The following is a 15193-nucleotide window of genomic DNA, read 5'->3' on the forward strand; positions in this document are numbered from 1 at the left end:
TCCTTTTTTAATTTTGTTTCATCGGATTAAAAATTCAGGGTGTAGCTCAAAGTACCAAAGGTGTTAGTCCTTGTAATCATGGAGGGCGTGTTCAGTCCTGTGTCAAAAAGCCTTTCGTTCATATCCTGCGAAGTTTGGCTTAGTGCCAGATCCAATCGGCTTCCTCCAAAATTAAAACCAACACCCGCCGAGAAACCGTTTAGGTCATTTATTGTATCTCCATTCACATAGGGACTTTGTTCGTATCTATATCCTCCACGTAGACTTACCATGCCCAATCGGTATTCACCTCCAAGTCGTATGGTGGAAACACCGCCCAACTCGTTTGAAATTTGATTGTTTACGGTTTGAAAGCTATTGTCATTTGCAGGTCTTAATTCCGCTTGTGAAAAATCCTGATAACCATAGTCCAAACTTAACAATCCATTTTTGCCAAAGACCAAGGCAACGCTACCGTTTAGTCTGGCAGGGGTTTTGACGGTATATCTTTCGAACAGGTTTACGATGTTGAAATCGATAAAATTAATATCGTCATCGGCCAAATCGGAATTTATTCTTTGGGAAAAATCATCCGTAAGTCTATACCATGTAGGGGATTGATAACTAGCGCCCAAACGAACAAAATCGTTTAATTTGGCAATCGCCCCTAAACTAAATGAAAACCCGTTTCCTTCGGTGCTCAATAAATTGTCAAACGTTGTATTTTGGATAGGTGAATCCGTATCGTAACCATTTTCGGTGAACTGCGTCAACTGGTCGTAGATAACATTGTGAAAATTCAGGGAAGCCCCTAAATATAGGTTGTCCCTAAATTGACTGGCCGCATTTACGGTAAACTTACTATTGTATCCCGTTGTCGATTTTAAAAATTCTTGGTTCACGGAGGAGTATCCTGTATTGCTTATGTAATTCGTGGTGGCGTCATCCGGACTTTCAGGATCTAAAATTCCGCCATAATAACCTAAGAATGCCTGTTGGTCACGAAAACCTTGAACCGCGCCAATATCAAGATAGGCATCTTCAATAAATTCATCCTCTTGAATAAGAATGGAGCCAAAGGGTACTCCTTGGGCAAAATTCAAGAAGTAATTATCGATGCCTTGATTGCTATTTCCTGTAATGAAGACCTCGTTCTCAAAACTTTGGGTCATGTCATAGTTGAAAGCCAAGGAAAACTTTTTCCAGTCGGAATTTTGATTGGTGTTGTTAAAGACAAAGGCACCTCCTATTTGGTTCAAATCGATTTCGTTCCGATTTGTATTGGATAACGTTCCAGAATAATTTGCATCGTTTTCCCTTCTAAAATGTGTACCCGAAAGGGTCATTAAGCTATTGTTAAAAACCGCGGAACCAGCAGGGTTTATGTTTATGGCGGACATATCTCCTCCTAGTGCGCCAAAAGCGCCACCCATGGCCTGAAATCTTGCCGTGCCCGGAAGTTCCTCGAGACCGTAACGCAGGACATCGTTAATATTTTGTGCGCTGGCCGTAAGGCAAAGGCATAGTGTTATGAAAGTGAATATTCTTTTCATCTTGCAATCTTTTTAAAGTTGAACTGATTAGCGGTTGCTACGACCACCTGAAGATCTACCACCTCCGGAAGATCTACCTCCGCCACCGGATGAACGGGACGACCCGCCACCTCCTGAACTTCTGTAGCTACCGCCAGAACTACTCCTTCCAGAACTATAATTACCTCCGGAACTACTTCTGCCGGAACTATAGCTTCTACCGGAACTATAGCCCCTACTGGAACCCATGCTCCTGGAAGTGCCATAAGAAGAACTACTTCTTCCAGAACTGGATCCTCTATATGTAGAGGTTCTAGGGGTTACGGCCCTACTGGTCCTACCGGACATGTCACTTCTGCTATAGGTTGATGATGACCTTGCCGTTCCACTGTAATAGCCATTACTTCTTGAATTACTATAATATCTTGGTGTGGCCCGTGTGCTCCTACTGGTTCTATAGGCCCTATTCTGGTCAGCGCTTACCGTACGTCTGCTCAATGAGCTGCTTCTTGTGTTGGCAGAACTCCTTGCGGAAACCGCCCTATCCGAAGTTCTGTATCTAGGGGAAGTACCCCTCGTATTTACGTTTGATCTGCCACGCAATGCGGTTGAACCATTGTTTACGGTATTGTAATAGCCGCGTCTTGTCCTGTTGTTTGAGAACGCATAATTTCTTCTGAAGTTGTTGCCATAATAGCCTCCCCAGCCCCAATTACCGGCCCAGCCCCAATTGTTCCATCCGTTCCAGCCCCAATTGTTCCAGCCCCAACCAAAACCGCCTCCCCAGCCCCAGTTGTTCCAGCCCCAAGGATTGTTCCATCCCCAGCCCCAACGGTTCCAGCGATTCCAGCCCCAATTGTTCCAGCCCCAACCGAAGCCGCCACCCCAGCCCCAGTTGTTCCAAAGCCAAGGATCGTTCCAGCCCCAACCGAAGCCGCCACCCCAGCCCCAATTGTTCCAGCCATTATCATAAACATTTATAACAACGTTTTGGCCGTTATCGCCCCAACCTCCAAAACCTTGGTAGTCGTTTGGGCTATCATAATAATCGGTCAATTGATTTTGAGGAATACTATCGTTAAGGTCGTTACTGGAATACGAATCTACGTCCGTAAATATCTCGCTATCCAAGATTTGACCATATTGATCGGCCTTTTGTCCAAAATACTCCGTAAAGGTATCGGACTCCTCTGACCTGGTCGTAGGATTGTATTGCCTATCCGGTCTACGTTCCACGGTTCTAGGGGTATCATCGGCGTAGATTCCGTCGTTGTCGTAATAAGAAGCTTGTTGGTATGAACCACAGGAAACCACTAGCATTACCAGTGAAGCAACCATCAGTCCATATAAATATTTGGTGTGGGATGTGGAATATATCATCGTTCTAAAATTATATTGTTGAACATAGTAAAAATAACTAGTTTTACCGCATTATTTTCTTTAATAAGCACAAGATTTGTGCCAAACTCCGAACAATGGGTAAAAATTTGACTTCTAGAAGCGAGGATTATTCCAAATGGTATAATGAGTTGGTCGTTAAGGCCGATTTGGCCGAAAACTCCGGCGTAAGGGGCTGTATGGTCATCAAGCCTTACGGCTATGCTATTTGGGAAAAAATGCAAGCAGGCCTAGACAAAATGTTCAAGGATACGGGACACGAAAATGCCTATTTTCCGCTATTCATCCCCAAATCATATTTGAGCAAGGAGGCCAGTCATGTAGAGGGCTTTGCAAAGGAATGTGCCGTGGTAACCCATTACCGACTAAAAAATAATGAGGACGGAACCGGAATCATTGTAGACCCCGATGCCAAACTGGAAGAGGAATTGATCGTGAGGCCAACTTCGGAAACCATCATCTGGGATACCTTTAGAAAGTGGATCCAATCCTATAGGGATTTGCCTTTGTTGATAAATCAGTGGGCGAATGTTGTTCGATGGGAAATGCGCACTCGACTTTTTCTTAGAACCGCAGAGTTTTTATGGCAGGAGGGGCATACGGCCCATGCCACGGAACAAGAAGCGATCGAGGAGGCGGAACAGATGATGCATGTTTATGCCGAATTTGCGGAGGAACACATGGCCGTTCCGGTTATCAAGGGATTAAAAACCCCAAGTGAGCGATTCGCGGGAGCCATTGAAACGTATTGTATAGAGGCTTTGATGCAGGACGGTAAGGCATTACAGGCTGGTACGTCCCATTTTTTAGGTCAGAATTTCGCCAAGGCCTTCGATGTTAAATTTGCGAGCAAAGAAGGAAACAAAGAGTATGTTTGGGCCACTTCTTGGGGGGTTTCTACACGCTTGATGGGTGCGTTGATCATGACCCACTCAGATGACAATGGTTTGGTGCTTCCCCCAAAATTGGCACCAATTCAAGTAGTAATCGTACCTATTTACAAAGGTTTGGAGCAGTTGGATGAAATTTCCGAAAATGTAAAGCCTCTTGTAACCGAATTAAGGGCCAAGGGAATATCCGTGAAATATGACGATAGGGACACGCAAAAACCTGGGTTCAAATTCAACGAATACGAATTGAAGGGGGTTCCCATCCGTTTGGCCATTGGGCAGCGCGATCTTGCCAATGGTACTTATGAGGTGGCACGAAGGGATACTTTGGAAAAATCCACGGTACCCGCTAGCGAAGTCGTTGAGAAAATCGAATTTTTGTTGGAGGATATTCAAAAAACAATTTATAGGAAGGCCTTTGATTACAGAAAAGAGCATATTACAAAGGTTGAAACCTATGATGAGTTCAAGGATATTCTGGAAACCAAGGGAGGCTTCATATCCGCCCATTGGGATGGAACCGCAGAAACTGAGGATCGCATAAAGGAAGAAACCAAAGCAACCATTCGTTGTATACCTTTGGATGCTAAGGATGAGGAAGGTAGTTGTATTTTGACAGGTAAACCATCCTATAAGAGAGTGTTGTTCGCAAAGGCTTATTAAAAGATTTTAAAAAATCATAATTGGGAGTTGCGATAGTGAAAAATAATTGTATTTTTGCATCCGCAATTACGTAAAGTAATGGCCCGTTCGTCTAGGGGTTAGGACGCCAGGTTTTCATCCTGGTAACAGGGGTTCGATTCCCCTACGGGCTACGAAGATTTGGAACGTAATGTTCCGTATTGGCTTAATGGCCCGTTCGTCTAGGGGTTAGGACGCCAGGTTTTCATCCTGGTAACAGGGGTTCGATTCCCCTACGGGCTACTAGAAATAAATGGATACAGGAATCCACCAAAATATAATTAGGAAATAAGATGGCAAACCATAAGTCGGCATTAAAAAGAATCAGAAGAAACGAAGCGGTACGTTTACGTAATAGGTATCAGCATAAAACCACACGTAATGCAATCAAGAAATTGCGTACCGAGGAAAACAAGAAGGATGCCGAGGCATTATTGCCAAGTGTAGTAAGTATGATCGACCGTTTGGCAAAACGCAATATCATCCATAGCAATAAGGCCGCCAATTTAAAAAGCAAATTGGCAAAACATGTAGCTGCCCTTTAAGAATAGTTAAAAACATATTTTTTTTTAGACCCTCCATTATGAAGGGTTTTTTTATGATTTTTATCCAAAGGCCCTTTTTCTGGAAACAAAAAAACCAATGCAGAAACTCAAGTGCATGAGTATAATTAGAATGTGTAGAATTGACCGAAAACCATAGTCCAGCCAAAGCTGATATCTCAGATATCCGACTACGAAAAGTATTGGAGCGAAAATGTGAAAAATGATTAAACCCAGACTCACCCAGAAAACAAGGTTGTAGGGTTGAACAACGGGAAGATGCGATTTCCGTTTATCGTAGAAATATAGAAAAATGATGAATAAGAGCGTCCAAGAAGCAACGGCATTTGCATAGAAAAGGGTGGTATGCGTAGGATTTTGGAAAAAACAGGATATCAAATAGGTCAGCATTGCCAAAATACTTACGGTACGTATCCAACTTTTGTACTTCTTGTCTTTAATCAAATTCCAGTACACGTAGAAAAAGAAAGGAAAAAAAATCAAATCATAGATATTGTAAATAATATCGTTGAATCCTGTGTCCTGGACATTTGGAAAAAATGAAAAATCCGGATAGTATCTAATGAAATAACCCAAAATTTCATTCAACAGTGTATAGGCCAGTATTGCCGGTAGGTACTTTAAATACGTATCGAAATATTTCGGGTAGGCGATTATGGACAGGATTAAGGAAAAAATATAGGCAAAAATGAAATAGTCCCTCTGTAGGAAATCAACTAGTTCTTGTAGCATCTGTTAGAAGTCGGTTTTGGGTGGAGGTCCTCCATTCCCTCTATTTAAAGTCAGACTTGTTCCTCCTTGCAAAACCGGGGCGGCATTTGTTTTAGGGATGAATGAGGCTTCGGATTTTTCCCTTCCCTCCTTTGAATTATCACCTTGTTGGGAAGCAATCCAATCGCGCACTAACTTGGCCTTCCCTTCTGCATCAATAAAAATGCCCCCGTAGGCCCCGTCAACTTGGGCTGTGGGTAACAGAAATACCGTGTTTTTATTAGGATATCTTCGGCTTGTGTTTCCATAATTTCCCAGATATATCCGAATGCTATCGGCCTCTGTACCTCCATTTTTTGCCTCCTGCTTCACATATTTGAGGTAGTTTTCAAGAACTTCTATTTCAAAAGAAATAAACTGGGTAGGTTCAAAAGGATTTTCGTCCTTTTGGTTTTCCGATTCCATTTTTTCTATGAAAGCGGCCCTTCTATTTTTGTAGTTTTCGTAAAGTGATTCCGCTTCCTCTAGGGATATAATTTGTTTGGGGGCGGTAAGTACTTCTTCCTTGACTTCTGTAGGCGGTTTTTCCTGATTTTGTTTGCAAGAAACCAAGGGAATCAAAAAAATAAAAATCAGGAGAGGTTTGCATAAATTCTTCATAGGTTCAGGATATTGGTTAAATTCTCAGGGGAAACTTCTTTAAAGATAGGGTTTTATTTCAATTTAGGGTATAAAAAAGCTCCAGTGGTGACCCATTGGAGCTTTAATTTATTTGGTCCAGGATTACTGATTCATAGTCATTAAGAACTCCTCGTTGTTCTTTGTTTGTTTGAATCGTTGCTCTATGAACTCCATTGCTTCAACCGGGTTCATATCTGCAAGGTATTTGCGCATGATCCACATACGTTGTAAGGTGTTTTCATCCAATAACAAATCGTCTCGCCTTGTACTTGAAGAAGTAAGGTCTATGGCGGGGAATATTCTTCTATTGGCAATTTTACGATCTAATTGAAGTTCCATATTTCCGGTACCTTTAAATTCCTCAAAGATAACCTCGTCCATTTTAGAACCGGTTTCGGTAAGCGCCGTAGCGATGATGGAAAGGGACCCTCCATTTTCAATATTTCTGGCCGCTCCAAAGAATCTTTTTGGTTTATGAAGCGCATTGGCGTCCACACCACCACTGAGCACCTTACCTGAAGCGGGTTGAACCGTATTGTAGGCCCTTGCCAATCGGGTAATGGAGTCCAGGAGTATCACTACGTCATGACCGCATTCTACCAATCTTTTCGCTTTTTCAAGAACGATGTTCGCTACACGAACATGTTCAGAGGCTTCCTTGTCAAAGGTAGAGGCTACAACTTCGCCACGAACGTTTCGTTGCATATCGGTAACTTCTTCAGGTCGCTCGTCAATTAACAGTATAATTTGATATACCTCTGGATGATTTGCCGCAATACCGTTGGCAATGTCCTTCAATAACATCGTTTTACCGGTCTTGGGCTGTGAAACGATCATGCCCCTCTGTCCTTTTCCAATGGGTGAGAACAAATCGATGATTCTTGTTGAGATGGTACTTTGCTTTTCTGCCAAATTGAATTTTTCCCTTGGGAAGAGTGGGGTCAAGTGTTCAAACGATACCCGGTCACGAACCACTTGCGGATCGATTCCATTAATCTTATTGACCTTGATCAGTGGGAAGTATTTTTCGCCCTCTTTTGGGGGTCGGACATTACCCAATACCGTATCTCCTGGTTTTAGGCCAAAAAGACGGATTTGGGATTGTGACACATAAATGTCGTCTGGTGAGGACAGGTAATTATAATCGGAAGATCTAAGAAATCCGTAACCGTCCTGCATAATGTCCAGTACGCCTTCGCTGGTGATGATACTGTCGAACTCATATTCGGGTTCTTTGTACCTATTTTTAAGGTCTTTGTCAAAATTACTCTTGTCATGGGTGTTACGCGAGTGATTTTGTTTTCGATTGTTCTGATTTTTATTCTGTTGCGAGCTTTTTTGATTGTCTCTTTTGGTATCGTTATCGTTATTTTTTTGACGGGGTTTGGTGTTCCTTTGCTCGTTGGAATTTGTTTTTGGGGAATCGTTGCTTTGGGCCTCGTTGGTTTCCGATGGCTTTGCGGAAGCATCCTTCTCTTCTTGTTTTTCGACCTTGCTTCTGGAAATCCTAGGTTTTTTGGTCTTTGGTTTTTCCGGTTCCGAGGGTGCCACGGTAGCCGCCACTTTTGGGTTTGCCGCCTGTAAGTCTAGAATCTGATAGACGAGGTCCAGTTTTTTTAAGGTCTTAAATTTGGGAACGTTTAGTCCTTTGGCAATTTCCTGAAGCTCAGGAAGCTTTTTTGATTTTAAATCTGAAATCTCAAACATTAAATATGTAAATAAGTTAAATGTATTTTCTAGGGATACGAAGAAATCTGACTCTAAATTAATAGGATAAAGAGGGATAAGGTTTCCCTTTGGTAAGTGTTAAAATCATTAACGTTACAATATTACAAATTATTTTCAATATTTGGTGGATAATTCTTAAAAAGACCTTTATTTTTGTGCCTCCAAGGACCATAAAGAGTATGATTCAAAGAATTCAGACCGTTTATTTAATTGTTGTTGCACTATTGTCCGGTGTGCTGCCGTTCTTTGTAAATCTGTGGTCAGATGCCAAAGGGCAGGAAATTTATGCGAGCAATGAGATTTTGGTATCCATATTGTTTTATATAATTGGGGCCTTGGCCTTATGGACCATTTTTTTATTTAAAAAAAGAAAGAACCAGTTTGTGTTGAACCGGTTGAACATGATATTAAACCTTTTTTTACTAGGACTTTTCGTTTATCGGTCCCTAAATCTATCCGGAGAGACTACAGTTTCTGAGAAGGGTATTGGGATGCTGATTCCTGTATTTTCTATCGTTTTTTTAACCCTTGCCAATAGGGCGATTAAAAAGGATGAAGATCTTGTAAAATCTGTGGATCGTCTACGTTAAACCTAACATCTTAGTAGTATTAGTGCGAAAACCCGGGGTAGTTCCCGGGTTTTTATTTACAATACCAAAGGGTTTAAATATTCCGGTTTGAGTTACTTGCAATTAAGTTTTTTTCTGCCGATACTTTCCTTGGAATTGACCATAAAGCTCCCAATCCGTTTGTGCGGGCTTTCTAAACCTAGCTTACCTTTTTCCAAGCTCTATAACTTCCAAATCATTAATTTCCTTTCCGTCTATGGTAAACCGTAACATGGTCCTCACTTGGTGAAACCCATGTTTGCCGCAGGCACCGGGATTCATATGTAACAGACCTACATTTTTATCCCACATAACTTTTAAAATATGGGAATGGCCGCAGATGAAGAGTTTTGGGGGCTTTTTTTTGATTTCCCCGCGTGTGTTGGGGTTGTACTTGGGAGGGTATCCTCCAATGTGTGTAATCCAAACATCCACTTCCTCGCACATAAACCTATTGTTTAGCGGGTATTCCTGTTGGATACTGTGATCGTCAATATTGCCATAAACGGCCCTTAACGGTTTTAAAGCGGAAAGTGCATCACATACCTCTAGCGAACCAATGTCCCCCGCATGCCAGATTTCATCCGCCATGGCGGCATATTTCAAAATGGTCTCGTCCAAATGGGAATGGGTATCGGAAAGCAAAAGGATTTTGGTCATAATTTTGGTATCGGCACAAAGGCCTTGTCTTCTAATTTTTGGTTTTTATATCTTTGTGAACTACAAAATTAGCGTATCCCTTTGAGATATTTTATTCAGTTCTCCTATTTTGGAAAGAAGTATCACGGGTGGCAAAACCAGCCCAACGCCATTACCGTTCAGGAAGTATTGGAAGGCGTGGTATCAAAACTCTTGAGGAGTCCCGTTGAAATAGTGGGTGCCGGAAGAACGGATACCGGGGTGCATGCCAGGGAGATGTTCGGTCATTTCGATTTTGAACCCATCGCCGATATAGAAAATCTTATCTATAGAATAAATGCATTTCTTCCAGGGGATATTGCCGTCCAAGGTATTTTTCCAGTTCAGGACGACGCTCATGCCCGATTTCATGCAATCTCCCGTTCGTACGAATATTGGGTTTGTCAGGAAAAGGACCCTTTTTTTAAGGATACGGCATATTTCGTGAAAAAACCATTGCACCTTGATCTAATGAATACGGCCGCTGAACTGCTCATGGGAAAGCAGGATTTTGAATGTTTTTCCAAATCAAAAACGGACGTGAAGACCTATTTTTGCGATATTAGAACGGCTCGTTGGGAACTAGGTTCCGATAAACTCATATTTAAGATCAGCGCAGATCGCTTTCTTAGGAATATGGTCAGGGCTATCGTAGGGACACTTTTGGATGTGGGTCACGGGAAGTACCCACCAAAGCATGTTAAGGCTATCCTAAATAGTAAGGATCGGTCGGAGGCCGGTGTTTCGGTACCTGCAAAAGGACTATATTTGACATCGATTACCTATCCAAAGAATATTTTCAAGCATGAGCGATAATACTGGCAATGCCTTTGATACAAGACTGTTCAAGCGCTTGATGAAGTATACACGGCCTTACAGGTTTACTTTTTATGGCGTGGCCTTGGCCGCAATCCTTTTATCGGCCTTTGCCGTGCTCACGCCATTACTTCTAAAGCAAATCATAGATGATGCCATTAAAGGTAGCGATGCCGATAAACTGTTACACCTAACACTGGCCATGCTGGCCGTACTTCTGGGGCAAGTCATTTCACAATTGCTGTTCAATTATTACGCCAATTGGTTGGGGGAATCCGTAATCAGGGACGTACGGATCAATCTATTCCAGAAAATGCTGGGATTCAAAATGAAGTATTTTGACAATTCCTCTTTGGGTGTTTTGGTGACTAGGGCGGTGGCGGACATGCAGCGCATTGGGGAGATTTTCAGTCAGGGTTTTTTTGTAATCGTGGCGGATTTGTTGAAAATGGTAGTAGCGGCGGGGGTAATGATCTACATTAATTGGAAACTGGCCTTGTTGGTCTTTTCAGTGCTGCCCATAATTTTATATGCCACCCGACTCTTCCAGAAGGCGATGAAAGTCGCTTTTACTGAGGTAAGGGCAGAGGTTTCCAACCTAAATTCCTTTGTGCAGGAACGGATTACCGGAATGAAAATCGTGCAATTGTTCACCAGGGAAAGGATAGAGAGTGAAAAATTCAGGGAAATCAATGAAAAGCATCAGAATGCCTGGCTACGAACGGTTTGGTACAATTCCATCTTTTTTCCTATTGCCGAAATCGTTTCTTCCATTACGGTAGGTTTGGTAGTTTGGTACGGTGGCTTGCAGAACGTTGCCAACATTACAAACGATGTGGCAGGTACGGTCTTTGCTTATATCATGTTGATCGATTTACTCTTTAGGCCCCTAAGACAGATTGCGGACAAGTTCAATACCCTACAAATGGGTATGGTCGCCGCGAACAGGGTCTTTAAGATTTTGGATACCGATAGTTCCATTGAGGATAATGGACAAATGGAAAAGACCGAGGTAAAGGGAACGATCCAATTTAAGGATGTCCGCTTCGGGTATCTGGAGGATGAGGAAGTATTGCACGGCATCTCCTTTGATGTAAAGGCCGGTGAAACCATAGCGATCGTGGGAGCAACGGGAGCTGGTAAATCCACCATAATAAATTTATTGAACCGGTTTTACGAGATCAATTCCGGTAAGATTCTGGTAGACGGAGTCGATATCAAGGATTATACATTATCCTCGCTTAGATCCCATATTGCGATCGTACTACAGGATGTCTTTTTGTTTGCCGATACCATTGCCAACAATATTTCCCTAAAAAATCCCGACATATCCGTTGGGGACATCGAGGAGGCCGCCAAGGCGATTGGCGTGGACGAGTTCATTGCAAGCCTTCCGGGCGGTTATGAATACAACGTAAAGGAACGAGGAAGCATGCTGTCCAGCGGTCAAAGACAGTTAATCGCCTTTTTGCGAGCCTATGTTAGCAAGCCCAGTATTTTGGTGTTGGACGAGGCTACTTCCTCCATTGATACCTATTCTGAACGTCTGATACAACAGGCTACAGAGCGTATTACCAAAGGAAGGACTTCCATCGTTATCGCCCATAGATTGGCAACCATAAAAAAAGCCGATAAAATCATTGTTATGGATGACGGTAAAATTGTGGAAATGGGATCCCACAAAGAGCTCTTGAAAAAAGGCGGATATTATCGCAACCTATACGAAGCCCAGTTCCTGGCAGAGGAAGTGGCATGATGGACAGTTCTAAGCAGAGGGTTTGAAATCCTCTGGCTGAATAGTTCCCGTGAGAAAAAGAATTATTGGGATGATAATGGAAAGACTGAAATAAAAGACGGTGAATAACATCCAAAATATCAGGACCTTTGACCAAAGCTCAATTCCTTTTTCACGTGCGATCCTTTTTATAACATAGGCAGAATACAAATACATGAAGAGAATTGCTATGAAACTAAATTTCATGTAGAAACTTGGTATGAAGGCCAAAATTATGAGGGATGGTATAAATATACCTAATGAATATTGCGCCAGGGTATAGGTGAATATGACAATCCTTTCGGAAAAGTTGTATTTTTTTGCCTGGAAATTCAGCCACCCGGCAATAGCCATCATCGGTATATATAAAACGAATAAAATGGCTTGGTAGTCGAGAATTGCGTCCCAGAATTTTCCCTGCCAAGCTTGGGACTGGCCCGTTCCTAAAACATCCATATCGAACTGCCCACTGTTCTTTCGCATAAAGAATACGAGAAGACCAGAAAGTGTAATGGCGATTCCCAAGTAACTGATTGGGTTTAAGTACTTTTTACGTATTCCTTCAATATAACCTACAATTACCGATTCTGGTTTTGAAAAAAGATGGGTAAATGTCCGTAAAAAAGTGTTGTCCACATTAAAATACCTTTCAATGGCATCATACCAAAGATTTTTTACGGTTAGCCTATTGCGTATCACTTGGGCTCCGCAATCCGGACAATAATTGTAGTCCGTTCTTAAAGTATTCCCACAATTTTTACATTGCATTATACAAGGTCTTTTTTCAAAAGCGTTATCAATTGTGCGCCAGACTCAAACAGTATAAATTCCCCGTTTTTTATATAGGAAATCTGTCCGGTTTCCTCGCTTACCACCAAACAGAGTGCATCCGTTTTTTCGGTTATGCCTATGGCGGCTCGGTGCCTAAGACCGTACCGGAGAGGAATACTACGTTCATTGGTGACGGGTAAAATGACCCGGGTCGCAACAATGTAATTATCCACGATTACCGCGGCACCGTCGTGTAAGGGGCTGTTCTTGTAGAAAATACTTTCTATGATGGGCTGGGTGACCTCAATGTTCATTCTGTCGCCCGTACTTTTTATAAAATCCAAGGAATTGCCCCTTTCTATGACCAAAATGGCTCCGGTCTTTGAAGCCGACATTTTTTCACAAGCCTTAACGATTGCCTCCACATCAATACTCGTAGTATCTCCCTCCTGTTTTAGGAATTTAAAATGCTTTACGAAGTTTCGTTTATTGGCAAAATTTGTGGAACCGATCATTAGAAGGAACTTTCGTATCTCCTGTTGAAAAACGATTATTAAGGCTATAAGCCCCACCTGCATGAAGGCACCCACGATGCTACTGATCATCTCCATGCCCAAAAGCTCTGTAAGTTTCCAGAAGGCCCAAACAATGACAATGCCAATGAAGATATTGATGGCCGCAGAACCACGGACCAGTTTATAAACATAGTAAAGGAGTACGGCCACCAAAACGATATCCAGGATATCCGTAATCTTAAAATCGATAAAATTTAAAAAATCCAAAGAGTGCCGTTTCTGTAAAATTAACAAAAATAGATGAACAAGTATTCCCAAAATTAAGTGGTCAATTGCCTGTAAATCTTGATACATTCCATGGCCTCCGCAACATCGTGCACCCTTAAAATGGATGCCCTTTTTTCTAACGCTAACATATTGAGGGCGGTTGTTCCATTGAGGGCATGCTGGGCGTCCGTACCCAAGAGTTTGTATATCATGGATTTACGGCTAAGTCCAGCCAAAATGGGTCTATCGGCCATGGTCAACAAATCCAAGTTTTTCAATAATTCATAGTTCTGCTCCAGGGTTTTGGAAAAGCCAAAACCAGGATCGATGATGACATCGATGATACCCTTGGATCTTGCCACGGACAGCCGTTCTGAGAAATAGAACATGATTTCCTGTAGCAAATCCTCATAGAAAATTTGTTCCTGCATGGTTTTGGGATTGCCCCGCATGTGCATCATAATGTAAGGAACGTGGTATTCCGCTATTACTTCCATCATGGCTTCGTCCAAAAGTCCGGCAGAAATATCGTTGATCAATGCGGCGCCGAGTTCAAGGGCCTCTTCGGCTACCTTTGATTTGAACGTGTCTATGGACACCAGAGCATCGGGAAATTTGCTTAGTACAAGTTCAAGTACGGGCAATAAACGTTTCAGCTCCTCATCGGTGCTGATTTCGTCGGCTCCGGGCCTCGTACTATAAGCGCCAAGGTCGATAAAAGTAGCACCCCAAGAGAGCATTTTTTCCACTTGTTCCAAAATGTCACGTTCATTTTTGTACTTACCGCCATCGTAAAAGGAATCTGGGGTAAGGTTGAGGATGCCCATCACTTTGGGATTTGTCAAATCAATAAGTTTTCCCTTACAGTTTATCGTCATACGGTCCTTTTGGTCATTGGGATGGTTTTAAGTTTGAACTCCCAATCTTGATGGTTACAAATTTTTGAGCGAAATTTACACAAATTACAACAACCACATGCAAAAAACGGAAGAGCAGTATAATGCCGTAATCAAGGTTTGTCAGGATCTTTACGAAAAGAAAATGCTTGATTACGGGTGCGCATGGCGCATTCTCCGTTTACCCTCCCTTACCGATCAAATATTTATCAAGGCGCAACGGATACGTAGCTTGCAGGAAAATGCCTTTCGTAAAGTGGACGAGGGCGAGGTTCCGGAGTTCATAGGAATAATAAATTATTCTGTGATGGCCTTGATACAGCTTGAGCTAGGCGTGGCGGAACAGCCAGACCTAGATCCCAAAACGGCCCTATCACTCTATAAAAAGCACGTGAACGCAACCAAGGAACTCATGCTCAATAAAAACCATGATTATGGTGAGGCCTGGCGGGACATGCGCGTAAGTTCCCTGACGGATTTAATACTGCAAAAATTGCTCAGGGTGAAATCCATTGAGAACAATAAGGGGAAAACCTTGGTGAGCGAGGGTATTGATGCCAACTATCAGGATATGATAAACTATGCTGTTTTTGCATTGATTCACCTAGGTTTGTCTGAAAATTAATTAAGAATTATGAAATGAGCCATAAGAAGTCTTATTGCCCACCAAGATGGTTATTGGCGAATTGCATCTGACCTATGGAA

The 15193-nt window shown here is 42.3% G+C and carries 15 protein-coding genes and 2 tRNA genes; 8 read left to right on the forward strand and 9 right to left on the reverse strand.

Going from position 1 to position 15193, the window contains the following annotated elements; all coding sequences use genetic code 11:
• Positions 1-26: 26 nt before the first annotated feature.
• Both FEK29_RS05685 and FEK29_RS05690 read right to left on the reverse strand, forming a co-directional pair.
• Positions 27-1532, reverse strand: a complete 1506-nt coding sequence (locus FEK29_RS05685) for an OmpP1/FadL family transporter (protein WP_138257460.1) — start codon at positions 1530-1532, stop codon at positions 27-29.
• 27 nt (positions 1533-1559) lie between these two features.
• Positions 1560-2891, reverse strand: coding sequence for a hypothetical protein (locus tag FEK29_RS05690; RefSeq protein WP_138257461.1), 1332 nt, complete (start codon positions 2889-2891; stop codon positions 1560-1562).
• 95 nt (positions 2892-2986) lie between these two features.
• Between FEK29_RS05690 and proS the strand changes: the two genes are divergently transcribed.
• The 4 genes from proS to rpsT all read left to right on the forward strand — a co-directional run bounded on the left by proS (position 2987) and on the right by rpsT (position 5025).
• A complete protein-coding gene (proS, locus tag FEK29_RS05695) occupies positions 2987-4462 on the forward strand; it encodes a proline--tRNA ligase (RefSeq protein ID WP_138257462.1) in 1476 nt (491 codons plus the stop codon).
• 80 nt (positions 4463-4542) lie between these two features.
• A tRNA-Glu gene (locus tag FEK29_RS05700) sits at positions 4543-4614 on the forward strand.
• A gap of 37 nt (positions 4615-4651) precedes the next feature.
• Positions 4652-4723 (forward strand) — tRNA-Glu (locus tag FEK29_RS05705).
• Positions 4724-4773: 50 nt separating this feature from the next.
• Positions 4774-5025 carry a 30S ribosomal protein S20 gene (gene rpsT, locus FEK29_RS05710; RefSeq protein ID WP_100869334.1) on the forward strand — a complete coding sequence of 84 codons (252 nt, stop codon included), beginning with the start codon at positions 4774-4776 and terminating at the stop codon, positions 5023-5025.
• 60 nt (positions 5026-5085) lie between these two features.
• Here rpsT and FEK29_RS05715 read toward each other — a convergent pair whose 3' ends face one another.
• The 3 genes from FEK29_RS05715 to rho all read right to left on the reverse strand — a co-directional run bounded on the left by FEK29_RS05715 (position 5086) and on the right by rho (position 8142).
• Complete coding sequence (locus FEK29_RS05715; RefSeq protein ID WP_138257463.1) at positions 5086-5775, reverse strand: hypothetical protein; 690 nt, start codon at positions 5773-5775, stop codon at positions 5086-5088.
• 3 nt (positions 5776-5778) lie between these two features.
• On the reverse strand, positions 5779-6414 hold the full coding sequence (locus FEK29_RS05720; protein ID WP_138257464.1) for a hypothetical protein: 636 nt from the start codon (positions 6412-6414) through the stop codon (positions 5779-5781).
• A gap of 123 nt (positions 6415-6537) precedes the next feature.
• On the reverse strand, positions 6538-8142 hold the full coding sequence (gene rho / locus FEK29_RS05725; RefSeq protein WP_138257465.1) for a transcription termination factor Rho: 1605 nt from the start codon (positions 8140-8142) through the stop codon (positions 6538-6540).
• Positions 8143-8342: 200 nt separating this feature from the next.
• Here rho and FEK29_RS05730 point away from each other — a divergent pair, with 200 nt between their 5' ends.
• Positions 8343-8753, forward strand: coding sequence for a DUF4293 domain-containing protein (locus FEK29_RS05730; RefSeq protein ID WP_138257466.1), 411 nt, complete (start codon positions 8343-8345; stop codon positions 8751-8753).
• 183 nt (positions 8754-8936) lie between these two features.
• On the opposite strand, the gene FEK29_RS05735 is transcribed toward FEK29_RS05730, so the two are convergent.
• Complete coding sequence (locus FEK29_RS05735; RefSeq protein ID WP_138257467.1) at positions 8937-9431, reverse strand: metallophosphoesterase family protein; 495 nt, start codon at positions 9429-9431, stop codon at positions 8937-8939.
• An 81-nt stretch (positions 9432-9512) separates the two neighbouring features.
• Here FEK29_RS05735 and truA point away from each other — a divergent pair, with 81 nt between their 5' ends.
• Both truA and FEK29_RS05745 read left to right on the forward strand, forming a co-directional pair.
• Positions 9513-10265, forward strand: a complete 753-nt coding sequence (gene truA / locus FEK29_RS05740; RefSeq protein WP_138257468.1) for a tRNA pseudouridine(38-40) synthase TruA — start codon at positions 9513-9515, stop codon at positions 10263-10265.
• Complete coding sequence (locus tag FEK29_RS05745; RefSeq protein ID WP_138257469.1) at positions 10255-12021, forward strand: ABC transporter ATP-binding protein; 1767 nt, start codon at positions 10255-10257, stop codon at positions 12019-12021. The genes truA and FEK29_RS05745 overlap by 11 nt, the downstream gene beginning before the upstream one ends.
• Positions 12022-12030: 9 nt before the next feature.
• On the opposite strand, the gene FEK29_RS05750 is transcribed toward FEK29_RS05745, so the two are convergent.
• From FEK29_RS05750 to folP, 3 genes are read right to left on the reverse strand one after another with little or no spacing between them, the layout of a single operon-like run.
• Positions 12031-12807, reverse strand: a complete 777-nt coding sequence (locus FEK29_RS05750) for a DUF3667 domain-containing protein (RefSeq protein ID WP_138257470.1) — start codon at positions 12805-12807, stop codon at positions 12031-12033.
• A complete protein-coding gene (cdaA, locus tag FEK29_RS05755) occupies positions 12807-13592 on the reverse strand; it encodes a diadenylate cyclase CdaA (protein WP_138257471.1) in 786 nt (261 codons plus the stop codon). The genes FEK29_RS05750 and cdaA overlap by 1 nt, the downstream gene beginning before the upstream one ends.
• Positions 13593-13645: 53 nt before the next feature.
• Entirely contained in the window at positions 13646-14470 is an 825-nt protein-coding gene (gene folP / locus FEK29_RS05760) for a dihydropteroate synthase (protein ID WP_138257472.1), read from the reverse strand.
• Positions 14471-14567: 97 nt separating this feature from the next.
• Between folP and FEK29_RS05765 the strand changes: the two genes are divergently transcribed.
• Positions 14568-15113 (forward strand): DUF1599 domain-containing protein, encoded by a 546-nt coding sequence (locus FEK29_RS05765; protein ID WP_138257473.1) that lies wholly within the window; start codon positions 14568-14570, stop codon positions 15111-15113.
• The last annotated feature ends 80 nt before the right edge of the window (positions 15114-15193 follow it).

Origin of the sequence: Maribacter aurantiacus, from assembly GCF_005780245.1 — a bacterium.
GTDB classification, from domain to species: Bacteria; Bacteroidota; Bacteroidia; order Flavobacteriales; family Flavobacteriaceae; genus Maribacter; species Maribacter flavus.